This is a genomic window from Paenibacillus sp. BGI2013, from assembly GCF_002843485.1.
Lineage (GTDB): Bacteria > Bacillota > Bacilli > Paenibacillales > Paenibacillaceae > Paenibacillus > Paenibacillus amylolyticus.
Map to the genome: position 1 here is coordinate 211,672 of NZ_PJFA01000011.1, position 14,399 is coordinate 226,070.

The window sequence follows — 14,399 nt, forward strand, 5'->3', positions numbered from 1 at the left end:
GGAAATGTGAGAATACGGGATGTAGCACGTATGGCCTGGGGACAGATCATTCGTAGAAAAATGGTCACGCTGCTGTGTATGATGGGGCTGTCCATCGGTTCTGCCGCCATGATCATTGCACTTAGTGTGGGGCAGTCTGTACAGACCTATAGCGAGAAAACATTAAACGACAATTACAAGATGGATGAAATTACGATTACGCCTAATGAGGGCATTCGTACCGGCAACGGCAAGGGGAATGGTCAGACATCGAAGTTTGAACGGGGAGCATTGACGTTGGAAAAGATTCAGATTATCCAAAGACTTCCCCATGTGGTTGCCGTGGCTCCCATGTTAAAGCTGGATTCGCTGGAAATGGTGCTTTCGGATGGTCGCAGCACGTATGTTGAGGTCATTGGTACCCAGCTGGAGACCCTGGGCGGGTTTGGATACAAGTATGCTGAGGGACGTGGGGCAGAGGATGGTCGTATGGCGGTAACCAGTTATGGGGCTGCATTTGGACTCGTGGACCCCAAAGTAACTCAGAAGTTATTTGAGCAGTTGAATGCTGATCCATATAACAATGAGCTTTTGGAGCAGTTTACGGAAATGTCTGCGAAGCAGGATCAGTTGGTTCAGCAGCTGGTTCAGTTCCGATATGAAGATTATGCGAATGCGAGCAAAACCAAAATGAGTGGTTCTATACGCGTGTCTGGAGAACTGATGAAGCCTTCCAACATGGATGATATGAGCGCTCAAAACGATAAAAAAGTATATCTGCCGCTCGATACAGCTCGTGCATTGCAGGATGAGCTTGGATTACAGCAGGCCGACAGCAGTGCGGCCAAGCATCTTAACTCGGCTCTGGTCAAGGTTGAGGACAAACGTTATGTATCCCAGGTGGAAGAACAGATTAAAAAGCTGACGTTAAACACACAGAGTAATCTGTTCCAGGAGGAAGCGATGGCAGGTCAATTGGCGATGTACCAAAAAGCGGCATTGGGGATCGGTGGTTTTATCATGCTGCTGGCCTCATTATCCATTATTGTAGCGATGATTATGTCTACGCATCAGCGTCGTAAACAGATCGGTGTGATGAAGGTGCTGGGCGCAAATCTGTGGCAGATCCGTCAGATGTTTATTACGGAAGCAGCGATGCTTGGATTAATGGGCGGCGTGGCTGGTGTGGGGATTGCCTTTGCTGCCCTCGGCGGGGTGAACAGTCTGCTGGCGAGTCAGATGGCAGATCAGATGAATGGTCCGATGACCGTCGTTATTCAGCAGTCGGCTCTGCCACTTGGCATCGTTTTTGCTATTCTGGTTGGCATTGTATCAGGTATATATCCGGCAATCAGCGCATCTCGGACCAATGCATTAACTGTGATCAAATCAATGTAATTTTATCAGCGAAAGGGAAATTGGGCACATGAAGAAATGGATTAAAATCATCATCACTGTTGTACTTTTGGCAGGTGCAGGATACTGGCTGTATGAAAAGTACAAGCCAAAACCGGAGGCACCTATAGAGATTCCGCCCCCGATTACCTTTGATGTGACACAGGAAACAATGACGCAAACGATACAGGTGAAGGGGAAATCCGTATACACCGATCAGACGGATATCTTTGCTCCGTATGCTTCCAACATCAAGCAGTGGCATGTGAAAAGTGGTGAGCAGGTGAGCAAAGGTGATATCCTGTTTACCCTCGATACTTCCACGTTACAAACGGAAGTAGAACAGTTGCAGAGTGATCTGGAGAAAGCTCAGCTGGAAAACAAGATGAATCAGGTTACCCTGGATCAGGCGAATATGAGTGAGTCCCTTGGCGTGACGGAAGAGGAGCGCAAGAAGGCATTTGCAGATCGGGAAGGTAAACGCCTGACGAATGAATTGAATCAAAAAGCGCTGGTCCTCAAGGAGAAGGAGATACAGAAAAAGCAGGCAGTTATAAGTAAGTCTGTTGTGTATGCTTCCGCTTCCGGTATATTTCAGATGAATGAAGAGGATAGCAAGACACGTGCGGTGACGGAAGGACAGCTGATCGGGTCCATTACAAACATCAGCAAACTGAAATTTATGACGATTGTTGGTGAGGAAGAAATGTTCAGGCTCAAGGTGGGCATGCCGGTTAAGGTGCGAATGACAGCGCAGAAAGACCTGCAATTCACCGGGAAGGTAAGTAAGGTGTCCAAATTCGCCCGCAAGAGTACCGATACGGACCTCAAGCAAGCTTCACAGTTTGACGTGGTCATTGATCTGAAGCCGGACGCCAGAATGTATGGAGGCGTGAGTCTGGAAGGCGATATCGAGACGATGCGGAAGGATAAAGTGACGGTAGTGTCCAGTCTCGCGATCATGCGGGATCAGACCGAGCCTTACGTACTGTTAGACAAGGGCAATGGACAAACAGAGCCGCTGACGATCCAGGCTGGAATGGAATCGGGGGACAAGACGGAAGTGGTTAGTGGCTTGAAACCGGGAGACATTGTCGTTTTGCCTTAGATGTAGAATATAAGAACAAGGCATATATGTAATGATTAGCTAGACGAACGGTTAATTCGGCATTGAAAAACACGAGGTTCATTGTGGCAGATTGCCACGATGGACCTCGTGTGTCTTTTGGAGCAAGGGATGTCCAGATTCCTGCCTGAATTATGGAAAAAAATATAATTAAATTTATATAATTCAATTTACAGTAAAATTTACATGTCGTATAATCAGAACATAAGGAGGTGACACCGAACATCATGTTTGTAGATGGATAGGCGAAGGCCTTTTTTTTAACCGTTTGAAGAAAGCGCTTACCCAATTTAGGATTCAGACATCCCATAAGTCATTGTTCACACTTCTTCATGTCTAACACACGTTCAACCACACCCACCATATTATACTCATTCACATGATTCGCCCTCACACACCATTTGTTTGCTCAAGATTCCAGTGATACAACCATTTCTTTTGGAGGTGATACAACCAACTCATCCGAACGTTCTCTTCGTGCTAAGCATCATAATGACACAGAGGATCAGACATGAGTACAACCCAATCTAACTAAAGGAAAGGTGGAACTATGAAGACTAAATTGAAAACCAAATCGAGAGGTAAGAAGATCCTGCGCAAAGGTGTAAAACAAATGCTTGCAGCAACGCTGCTCGCGGCGGGGATTTTCCCTGGACTGTCTCCAGGCTTGACTCAGGCGGCTGAAGCACATGTGGATAATCCATTTGTAGGGGCAACCGCGTATCTGAACGAGGACTATTCAGCTCTCGTGGATACGTCCATTGCATTGACCAACGATGCGTCGTTGAAGGCCAAGATGGAGACGGTCAAATCGTATCCAACCGCAGTATGGGTTGACCGGATTGCTGCAATCTATGGCGGGACGGACAACGCTGGTCGCAAAAGTGTAGAGCAACATCTTGATGCCGTTCTCGCTCAAAAGAAACCGGGTACGCCTATAACGGCTTCATTTGTTATCTATAACTTGCCTGGACGGGATTGTCATGCACTCGCATCGAATGGTGAGCTTCCACTAACACAGGCGGCACTGCAGACATATAAAACGGATTATATTGATGTGCTCGCAGATATCTTCGCAGATCCGAAGTATCAGGATATTCGCATTATTGCTGTCATTGAACCGGACAGTCTGCCTAACCTCGTGACCAACCTGAGTACACCAGCTTGTGGTCAAGCCAGCTCAACAGGTATCTATGAGGCGGGTGTGAAGTATGCATTGGACAAGCTGCACGCCATTCCTAATGTGTACAACTATCTGGATATCGGCCACTCCGGCTGGCTTGGATGGGATAACAACCGTTCTGCAGCAGTCGCGCTGTATACAAGTGTTGTGCAAGGGACAGCCGCAGGTCTGAGCAGTGCAGATGGCTTCATTACAAATACAGCAAACACTACACCGCTGGGGGAGCCGAACCTGTCTAACCCTGATCTCAATATCGGTGGACAACCGATTAAATCTGCCAAGTTTTATGAGTGGAATCCTTATTTTGACGAAACCGATTTCACTGCTGCGCTGTATGCCGATTTCGTACAAGCTGGCTGGCCAAGCAGCACAGGTTTCCTGATTGATACTAGCCGGAATGGGTGGGGCGGGGTAGACCGTCCAGCATCTGCTACGGGCAGCAACATCAACGATTATGTGAACTCCGGACGTGTAGATCGCCGGGAGCATCGGGGGAACTGGTGTAATGCCAGTGGCGCAGGTATTGGTGAAGCACCTAAGGCTGCACCAGGACCAGCGCATCTGGATGCTTATGTATGGGTGAAACCTCCGGGTGAATCCGATGGCTCCAGCTCCGAAATTCCGAATAACGAAGGCAAAGGTTTTGACCGGATGTGTGATCCAACCTTCACAACTCGGGATGGTGTATTAACAGGTGCGTTGCCTAATGCTCCGGTATCGGGTCACTGGTTCCATGATCAATTCGTGGCACTGGTGAAAAACGCATTCCCTGTACTTCCTGCAAGTAACGGTGGAGGTAATCCTCCGGGCGGAACAACAGCTCCGGCAGCACCAGCAGCATTGACAGCTTCTGCCGGTAACGCTCAGGTCTCCTTGACGTGGACTGCTTCCACAGGGGCTACAAGTTATAGTGTGAAGCGGGCACTGAGTGCATCAGGTCCATTCACAACAGTTGCAGCTAATGTAAGTGGAACATCTTACAGCAACACCGGTCTGATCAATGGTACAACCTATTATTATGTGGTAACGGCAACAAATGCAGTAGGTGAAAGTGTTAACTCTGCAACAGCAACAGCTACACCTGTTGCAGGTGTAACGGCGCCAGCTGCACCGACTGCTCTCACAGCAACTGCAGGCAATGCACAGGTGAGCCTGACGTGGACCGCTTCTATAGGTGCAACAAGTTATGATGTGAAACGCGCACTGAGTGCAACAGGTCCGTTCACAACGATCGCGGCGAATGTGAGTGGTACGTCCTACACCAACACTGCCCTGACGAACGGCACAACGTATCATTATGTGGTAAGTGCAGTGAATGCAGCAGGGCAAAGTGCCAATTCCGCTGTAGCTTCCGCGACACCTCAAAGTGTCGTTGTACCAACGAGTGATCTTGTCGTGCAATATCGTGCTGGAGATACCAATGCTCAAGATAGCCAGATCAAACCGTATTTCAACATCAAAAACCTGGGCAGTACTGCTGTGAATCTGAGTGATCTGAAGATCCGGTATTACTTCTCCAAAGAAGGCTCGGCTGCGATGGATTCTGCCATCGATTACGCTCAAGTTGGCGGAGCCAATATCCAGCGGACTTTCACAGACTCGTATGTAGAGCTGAGCTTCACATCTGCCGCTGGCAGCATTCAGGCTGGTGGACAGACTGGAGACATCCAGCTTCGCATGTACAAAACAGACTGGTCCAACTTTGACGAGACTAATGACTATTCCTTCGATCCAACGAAAACATCCTACCAGGATTGGAACAAGGTAACACTCCACCAAGGTGGAAACCTGGTATGGGGTATTGAGCCTTAAACTTTAATTGTAACTGTCTTAACCGCGATCCTCTGTGTGTTAGAGGATTGCGGTTTTTTGCTATGCATTACAAGGAGTCATTCTAGATTGAAGTTCTTGATCAACTGAGGAACGTAGTGGAGGGGACGAAATCGATTCTGAAGAAGCGAAGCTGAAAGCTTTCTGCAAGAAAGCTACTTCGTAAGCATCATCTCGCCTTTATCAACGGATTTTTCCCTTGGAAAGGGGATGGAAGAAAATCCGGGGATAACAGCGATCATAAGGACGATTCGTAACCGGAACGGATAACCCTCAGAGTTGCAAGTACTTATTTCCTAAATGACTCCTAAAAACACTGATTATTAATCGTTTTGGACGGATATTTGCCTAGGGTCTGGCAGACAGGATGTCTATAATAGAACCCGATGGGCGGGATCACCTCGCTCGGATTGGAAAGAGAATGGAAGGGGGACCGAACTCTGGTAGTCGGGCAAGCTGATTTCTCTTTTTTAATTTTGTAAGCGTAATCATTGCGGGTTGAAACCTTCTTTCGAAGAAGGCCTCTATGAATTATCGAACGTCTAATCATCATCGATGTGTACAAGCGTTACCCATTCTGTCTCAAGGAGCGTGAAGGTGGATGAACTCAGGAACAACAGCGCCGGTACATAAGGGATCGGTGTCAGGTCGGCAATCAGGTCGCAGAAAGGCTCGTATGCCACTTGCAGCCAAGGTGCTCTCTTCGGCACTTAGCGTAGCTTTGCTCATTGGAGGAACGGCTGGCGTTACGGGAGCGGAAGCTTCGAACGGTAATGGGGCGACGGAGGCTGGCCTGCAATCACATAAGGGGGGCAGTCACGTGAAAGAGATTCAACTGGAATATCTGAATCGGGGTTTGGTGGCTGCATCGACATCTGAAGGTGTTTTTCTCAGTTGGAGATTGCTTGGTGACGAGGCCACAGGGTATAGCGACAAAGGGCTGACAGGTACGGACTTTAACGTCTATCGTGATGGTAAAAAGATCGCTACCGTCACCGACAGCACCAACTATGTAGATACCGCGGGCAAATCGTCTTCCCGTTATGAAGTGGCAGCGGTGAACAAGAAGGGCAAGGAGAGCAAACGCAGTGCATCAGTCAAACCTTGGGCGAACGGGTATGTGGACATTCCACTGCAAAAACCCGCCGATGGTGTGACGCCTGCGGGAGAAGCTTATACGTATTCCGCCAATGACATGAGCGTGGGTGATGTGGATGGGGATGGTCAGTATGAGTTTTTCGTCAAATGGGATCCTTCCAACGCCAAGGACGTATCGCAAAAAGGGTACACCGGTAAAACCTACATTGATGCTTACACCCTGGACGGTCAGTTGTTGTACCGGATCGATCTTGGGGTCAATATCCGTGCAGGTGCTCATTATACACAGATGCTAGTTTACGATTTTGACGGAGATGGCAAGGCCGAGATGATGTTCAAGACCGCTCCGGGCACGAAGATTATCAAATATAACAAAAAAGGAAAAGTGACATCCGAGAAGTACATTACACTTCCGAAGCAGGATCGCAAGGCAGGGTACTCGAATGAAGATGATTATCGTTTAAGTGCGGATGGTTACTACGATCACGTGGTGGATATGTTCAGAAACTGGCATAAACACGATGAGGTTGTGAAGGGGAACTGGCCTGCGACATTGGAAGAGGCTTTTGGAATTGAGAAAAAATATAACTACCCATTATCTCAGCAAGATGCGGAGAGTCTGGCCGACTACTTCATTGATGTGTACGCAGTAGAGCGCAGTAACCGCAATGAGCTGCGCAAGTTTGAAGGTTTTATTGTGGATGGACCGGAGTATGTTACGGTATTTGAAGGTAAATCAGGCAAAGAGCTGGAGACCATTCCATATGAACCCGAGCGTCATGATGATGGTCTGATGTGGGGCGATTATGCCATGGCACGGATTGAACCGGGGAATCGGGTGGACCGTTTCCTGGCAGGCGTGGCGTATCTGGACGGCAAGAAACCGTCTGCAATCTTTGCACGCGGATACTATACACGTTCAACGATGGTTGCCTACAATTGGGACGGCAAGAAGCTGAAAAAGGAATGGAAAGTGGACAGCGGCTGGACGCCAATGAAGAACCCATTCAATGACGGACCGCATGGTGTGGATGGCACAGATCCGCAGTATGGTTCCATCACCACTCAAGGTGCACACTATTTCAGTGTGGCGGATGTGGATGGAGACGGCAAACAGGAGATTATCTATGGCTCCGCTACAATTGATCATGACGGCAGCGTGCTGTACAGCTCCACAGACCTGATGCCAGCCGAGAGTGCTGCACCGGGAACGATTGCCCGTCTGGGTCATGGGGACGCACTTCATGTGGCAGATATTGACCCGGATCGTCCGGGACTTGAGATTTTTATGGTACACGAGGGTGGGCCTTGGGCGCCATATGGTTATTCCCTGCGTGATGCGAAGACCGGAGAAGTAATCTATGGTGGGTACACGGGGAAAGATACCGGTCGCGGCATGGTGGGTGATGTTGATCCGACTCGGCGTGGACTTGAGACATGGGCTGTAGGTTTGTGGACAGCTAAGGGTGAGAAAATCAGTGATCAGATGCCGGGAACGAATATGAATATTCGTTGGTCTGCCGATATGACGACACAGATCGTTGAAGGTGCCATCGACGTCACACCTACAATCAAAGACTGGAATCGTGGCACGTTGCTGACGGCAACAGGCACACTGACCAACAATCACACCAAAGGTACACCTTCTCTCGTAGCTGATATCTTCGGGGATTGGAGAGAAGAGATGCTGGTGAGAACCACCGACAGTTCAGCGATTCGTATCTATCTGAGTACCGAGAAGACAGACCGCAAGCTGTACACGCTGATGCATGATGCGATGTATCGTGTGGGCATTGCCGGACAGAACAGTGGATACAACCAGCCGTCCTATCCGTCCTTCTACATGGCATCGGATATGGACTGGTCCAAAGTAACGCTGCCTAAGTTCTACACACCAGGTAAGGGCGGAAAGTAAGCAGGCCGGAGTAATAATAGCTAGCAATAGCAACATAACATGTGTTCATGATCAGGCTGTAACGTAAGGAAGCATCAGTTTTTAAGAGTTAGTATTAAAGCTTAGAAGCTCTGGAATCCCCATGTGTCTCGGCACATGGAGGTTTCAGAGCTTTTTTTACATTAGGATCTGCGAAATAGAGCTTGGTGTGTTCCAATCCATTAGAATTTACGTCACTCCATTTTCATAATTGGAGTCTAGATGCACGGTAGAAGCGAACGCTCCAATCGTGTGGTTACCTTGATCATGGATCAAGGTGGTGATGGAGCACTCGGGAATAAGTTGGTTCTGCATAGCTATAAAATCGGAATGCCAGACGTTAAGCTCGCCCTCGGTAAAGGTTTGCACCAGAAAATCAGTAATGAGTCCACCATGTGCAACCACAATAATGTTACTGTTCTCTGGCTCTTCATTAGCTAATTCGGTTAGGAGGGAGGCCAGCCGTTCACCAGCCTGTTTGGCCGAGTCACCCACGGGTGGAATGTAATCTGGGTCAGACGTACATCGATCCCACATCGCAATGAATTCTTCGAATGACTGATCCGGGCAATCGCCCCAATTGGCACGTTCGCGCAGGCGAGGATCTTCGGTTGTATGGGAATGGGTGTGGCGGGCAATCATGTTGGCGGTTTCTTGGGCTCGTCGAAGTGGGCTGGTAAGGATTTTAGTAACGGGAAAGGTAGCTCTGGCAAAATGAAGTGCTGTGGCTTCGGCTTGTAAAACCCCTTCGGAAGTGAGGGAGACATCACCGATTCTTCGTTCTTTGAGACCATGTCTCACCAAATGAAAGGTGGTACTCATGATTGGAAACCTCCTTAGTTATAGACAGTTCACATAAATGATTAGATGATAAACTAATTATATATTCATCTAATTAAATATTGCAATGAGGCTTTTAAGCAAGACAGTTTATATTCAACCTATAGAATTGCTACAATGGAGAAAAGTGAGGATCGATCGTTGAAGGAATGGAGGTATCGACATGAGCATAACAAAGCCTTGGACAGGAAGCCTGTATCAGGAGGGTTTGCGAACAGAGGATTGCGGGCCGCGATTTTACGCGTACTACTACAAGCAATGGGACAACTATCGTATGTCCTATCACAATCATGATTCGACAGAGATCATGTATATTATTTCGGGAATGTGCCGGGTGGATGTGCAGATGCCGGATGGGAGTTCAGAGCAGGCCGTTTTGAAAAAAGGGCAGTTCATTATGCTAGATGCAGGTGTCCCGCACCGTTTGCTGGTGGAAGATGGCGTGCCTTGCCGGATGCTTAATGTGGAGTTTGCATTCTCAAACTCGCCTACTGGACAGCTATCCATCCGCCAGCTCGCTTTGGAAGAGGAAGAAGTCCACACTCTACTCACTAATGCTTCGCCATATCTGGTACTGCCTGACCCGGAAGAAGTGTATCACATTATGAAAAGTCTGGTGTTGGAACTCGACCAGCGCGGTCTGCAGGAGCAAGGAAGGTCGTCTTTACCGATAGGAGTTATTCCTACAGAGGAAAGGGCACAACATCGCGAAGCCCGGAATCTGTCGTCTCCTGAACAGGGTATGCTGGTGCGTACGCTGTTTATCCAGTTGCTGGTTCGTGTTGCACGTCTGCGCGGAGAAATGAGCCGGAGTGCGCCAGATCAGGCGGAACTGTACGTCAAACGAACCATTGAATTCATGCATCACAATATGGATCGCAACATTCAGATGAAGGATATTGCGGCAGCCGTCAATCTGCATCCAGGCTATTTACATCGTATTTTTCGTCAGCACACGCAGCGCACACCTACCGACTACCTGACGATGCTTCGCATGGAGAAGGCCAAGATGCTGCTTCAGCAGACGAATATTCCTATTTCGGAAATCTCCGACTATGTTGGAGTAGGCAGTCGTCAGTATTTTCATATGTTATTCAAGAAGACGACGGGCATGACTCCGGTCGAATTTCGCTCCTCTATGGAACGACATGTTAGTCAGTACCCGTCGGATGAATGAGCCGATTGCAGTTATTTTCGAATACATATCGATTATTGGAGCTAGCGCGTAAAAGTTAGGATTTTTGACAACAAGATCTTGAACAGGTCATGATTTTGATAACGCTTCCCTATAAGCGGTTGGTACAATGATTTCATGAAGAGAGTCATTAACCGAAGCGAAAGATTCGGATTAAGGGAGGACATAGGGATGTCTTTTAAAGTGGCGTTTATCGGGGCAGGAAGTATCGGATTTACACGGGGATTGTTAAGGGATTTGCTCACGGTACCCGAGTTTAACAACATCGAGATTGCGTTCTGCGATATTAACCAGCACAATCTGGACATGGTGACGGAGCTGTGTCAGCGGGATATCCGTGAGAATGGATTGAATATTCAGATTCAGCCGACAACAGATCGTAAAGAAGCATTGAAAGATGCGAAGTATGTACTGTGTACGATTCGTGTTGGGGGACTGGAAGCATTTGCAACAGATGTAGATATTCCACTGAAATATGGGGTAGACCAATGTGTCGGCGATACGCTGTGTGCAGGCGGCATTATGTACGGACAACGGGGAATCGCCGAGATGCTGGACATCTGTAAGGATATTCGTGAACAGAGCGCACCCGACGTGCTGCTCTTGAACTATTCCAATCCGATGGCGATGCTGACATGGGCTTGCAACAAGTACGGTGGTGTACGGACGATCGGACTGTGTCATGGCGTACAGCATGGTCATCATCAGATTGCGGAAGCTTTCGGATTGAAAAAGAGTGAAGTGGATATTGTCTGTGCCGGCATCAACCATCAGACCTGGTATATTCAGGCTTCTCATGAAGGTAAAGACCTTACAGGTGACCTGCTCGAAGCCTTCGAGAAACATCCGGAGTATAGCCGTACTGAGAAAGTGCGGATCGATATGCTACGCCGGTTCGGATATTACAGTACAGAATCGAATGGTCATCTGAGTGAATATGTGCCGTGGTACCGCAAACGTCCGGAAGAGATCAACGAATGGATCGACCTGGGCAACTGGATCAACGGAGAGACGGGTGGATATTTGCGGGTATGTACCGAGGGGCGCAACTGGTTTGAAACTGATTTTCCAAACTGGATGAAGGATGAACCGATGCAATTCATTCCGGAAAAACGGGGCGAGGAGCACGGTTCATACATTATTGAAGGGCTGGAGACGGGACGTGTCTATCGTGGACATTTCAATACCGTTAATAATGGAGTAATCTCCAACCTTCCGGACGATGCGATTATTGAGGCACCGGGATATGTGGATCGCAACGGCATCTCTATGCCACATGTAGGCGATCTGCCCCTTGGCCCGGCTGCGGTATGTAATGTGAGTATTTCCGTGCAACGGCTCGCGGTTGAAGCTGCGGTGAACGGAGATGACAAATTACTTCGTCAGGCGTTCATGATGGACCCGCTCGTGGGTGCCGTATGTAATCCAAAAGAAATCTGGCAGATGGTCGACGAGATGCTCGTTGCACAGGCCGAGTGGTTGCCGCAGTACGGAGATGCGATTGCAGCTGCAGAAGCAAGACTTGCTGCAGGTGACCTTATTCCAACAATGGAATATGAAGGAGCGGCAAGACTCAAGGTGAAAACGGTGGAAGAAATGAAACAGGATCGCGATGCTGCGAACAAAAATGCGGGGGAATCGGATAAAGGGAAAGATCGCGAGAAAGTGCAGCAATAGATAAAAATGCGTATGGGCCTCTCCAAAATTGGAGGGGCCCTGTTTGTTTTTATTTTTTTTCCACACCACGGATAACAAAGGCAAAAGAGGTATCACCCAAGGAAACCTGCGAATTTTGAGAGGAAGTCCAGCGGGCAAAGGCTCCATAATAATGAGTACCTTTTTCCTGCGCTAACTGGAATGAACCTTCTCGCAAAGAGTTGAGGGTGAGGCAGTTTTGTTTGTACCATGACTTGGAGTAGGATTACAGCCGGATAATATCAGCAAAGTTGAAAGAAATACCAATGTGGTCAATGTTCTTATCGTATTGAAGAATTTTATTTGCAAGAGAGGAATGTTGCTAGTGTTACTCTTGCGATGCATATTTACCATGTGATACATACTACCTTTACAGACATAGTAATGTGTCTTATAGTATACACAGGACGGAAGAAAGTCGGTGAAACTCGTAGATGGATGTGCAAGTGATTAACAGTGATCTGATTCGGGGCAATATTGACCCCATCATTCTGAGTGTACTTATACCCGCAGATAACTATGGCTACAGCATTATTAAGGAGATCTATCGCAAGAGCGGAGAGCAGTTTGAATTGAAGGAACCTACGCTTTATTCCAGTTTGAAGAGGCTGGAGAAGAGTGGATATGTGGAGTCCTACTGGGGGGAAGAGACGCAGGGAGGACGACGCAAATATTACCGAATTACAACGCAAGGCCTTAAAGCCTATAGAGAGCAGGTTCATGCTTGGCAAGCAGCCAAGGCACTGATTGATTGCATGATTGTCACTGGAGAAAAAGGAGATGAAGACCTATGAGATTGGAAGCTCGCATCACTCGTCATGTGAATCGTTTGTTCGCTCACGCACAAGATACATTAGACAATCGAGAATTAAAAGAAGAGATTCACAGCAATCTCGCTGCGCGGATTGAAGATTATATCTCGCAGGGTATGAGTGAAGAGAAGGCGTTCCAGACCGCCATTCAGCATATCGCTGGTATGGATGAAGTGATGAGTGACCATCGAAGGGTACAACGTGTTCCTTACTGGACAGCGTTGTTTCAGTCTGCTCTGATTTACAGCCTCATAGCCTGGATCATTACCATTCCAATGAGAGTGCTGATGCAAGGCTCCGCCATAAACAATCTGCTTATGATCGTGAGTCTCATTGTTGGTGGCATGTATATATTGTATCTGTTGATCAACAAGACGAACGATTCTGCAACTTCCGTGAAAACCACGGTTATTCGAATCCCTGCCTTAGTGCAGTGGAATCGCAGAATATGGTGGTTGTGGGCGGTATTAATACTCGTACTATGGGGAACGCAGGCAGCATTGCGATTCGGAAGCAACATCTGGTTTAATCGACCCATTCAGGTGGATGGACCCTATCAGTTTGCAGTGATCGTCATTGCCTTTGCCATCCCATTACTAAGTGTTATTATTCCTTTGGTTGTGCATCGCGCGTATCGGATCGTTAGTAAGTATGAAGTGAGTGATGCGTTATGAGAATTAGAAACATATGGATTATAACACTTGTTGTGTTGGGCATCATTGGCTTAGTGATTGTTGAAGGTTTCGTTAATCCGAAGATCGAGGCGAAACAGGCTCGGTACGAGGAAGAGCAGCAGAATCCGCTGACACATGATTTTGCCGCTTTAGCCAAATATCGCAGTCCCTACATGGGTGATAATTCAAACCTTAGTCATCTGAATCAGGCTTTACCTTTACGTGAAAGATTGAATGGTTACCAACTGTACCCGGAGACGTTCACGGTCCAAGTGAATTATAGCTTGGATACGCGTGGGATGGATGCAGAGGAACTTGAGCGGATACTTGTATATAATGCGGTTGCGAACTTTGTTATGATCGATAATCTGGAGCAGATCGTCTACCAGTTTGAGAATACCAGCCATACCTTACGTCGTGAATCTGCCCAACAATGGACAGGTACGGAATTAAAGGAGCTTCAGAACCCGGAGCTATGGAATTCGACTGTACGCGAGAAGCTGGTGGAACCGGCACAAGTGAAAGAGGTTTTTTCACAGATTGTTGACAATTAAGCTGCATGAAATAGAAGGAAATAGGCAAGAGACTCGACTCTTCTCCCATGCTATGTTATTATAAATCTCTGATAACGTGGTAACG

The 14,399-nt window shown here is 47.8% G+C and carries 10 protein-coding genes; 9 read left to right on the forward strand and 1 reads right to left on the reverse strand.

Annotated features, from left to right (window positions below; genetic code table 11):
• The first annotated feature begins 6 nt into the window (after positions 1–6).
• From CXK86_RS23985 to CXK86_RS24000, 4 genes are all read left to right on the forward strand, one after another.
• Entirely contained in the window at positions 7–1,377 is a 1,371-nt protein-coding gene (locus CXK86_RS23985; RefSeq protein ID WP_101314708.1) for an ABC transporter permease, read from the forward strand.
• Positions 1,378–1,405: 28 nt separating this feature from the next.
• Positions 1,406–2,482, forward strand: coding sequence for an efflux RND transporter periplasmic adaptor subunit (locus CXK86_RS23990; protein WP_047841820.1), 1,077 nt, complete (start codon positions 1,406–1,408; stop codon positions 2,480–2,482).
• A gap of 568 nt (positions 2,483–3,050) precedes the next feature.
• Positions 3,051–5,495 (forward strand): glycoside hydrolase family 6 protein, encoded by a 2,445-nt coding sequence (locus tag CXK86_RS23995; protein WP_180361862.1) that lies wholly within the window; start codon positions 3,051–3,053, stop codon positions 5,493–5,495.
• A 694-nt stretch (positions 5,496–6,189) separates the two neighbouring features.
• On the forward strand, positions 6,190–8,526 hold the full coding sequence (locus CXK86_RS24000) for a rhamnogalacturonan lyase (RefSeq protein ID WP_076253498.1): 2,337 nt from the start codon (positions 6,190–6,192) through the stop codon (positions 8,524–8,526).
• 207 nt (positions 8,527–8,733) lie between these two features.
• Here the strand turns inward: CXK86_RS24000 and CXK86_RS24005 are convergent, their stop codons facing one another.
• A complete protein-coding gene (locus tag CXK86_RS24005) occupies positions 8,734–9,366 on the reverse strand; it encodes a histidine phosphatase family protein (RefSeq protein WP_076253372.1) in 633 nt (210 codons plus the stop codon).
• Between the two features lie 181 nt (positions 9,367–9,547).
• Here CXK86_RS24005 and CXK86_RS24010 point away from each other — a divergent pair, with 181 nt between their 5' ends.
• The 5 genes from CXK86_RS24010 to CXK86_RS24030 all read left to right on the forward strand — a co-directional run bounded on the left by CXK86_RS24010 (position 9,548) and on the right by CXK86_RS24030 (position 14,314).
• On the forward strand, positions 9,548–10,561 hold the full coding sequence (locus CXK86_RS24010; RefSeq protein WP_076253371.1) for an AraC family transcriptional regulator: 1,014 nt from the start codon (positions 9,548–9,550) through the stop codon (positions 10,559–10,561).
• 189 nt (positions 10,562–10,750) lie between these two features.
• Positions 10,751–12,256 (forward strand): alpha-glucosidase/alpha-galactosidase, encoded by a 1,506-nt coding sequence (gene melA / locus CXK86_RS24015; RefSeq protein ID WP_076253370.1) that lies wholly within the window; start codon positions 10,751–10,753, stop codon positions 12,254–12,256.
• Positions 12,257–12,708: 452 nt separating this feature from the next.
• A complete protein-coding gene (locus CXK86_RS24020; RefSeq protein WP_076253369.1) occupies positions 12,709–13,068 on the forward strand; it encodes a PadR family transcriptional regulator in 360 nt (119 codons plus the stop codon).
• On the forward strand, positions 13,065–13,760 hold the full coding sequence (locus CXK86_RS24025; protein ID WP_076253368.1) for a permease prefix domain 1-containing protein: 696 nt from the start codon (positions 13,065–13,067) through the stop codon (positions 13,758–13,760). The genes CXK86_RS24020 and CXK86_RS24025 overlap by 4 nt, the downstream gene beginning before the upstream one ends.
• Positions 13,757–14,314, forward strand: a complete 558-nt coding sequence (locus CXK86_RS24030) for a DUF4825 domain-containing protein (protein ID WP_076253367.1) — start codon at positions 13,757–13,759, stop codon at positions 14,312–14,314. Before CXK86_RS24025 ends, CXK86_RS24030 begins: the two co-directional genes overlap by 4 nt.
• Positions 14,315–14,399 lie beyond the last annotated feature (85 nt).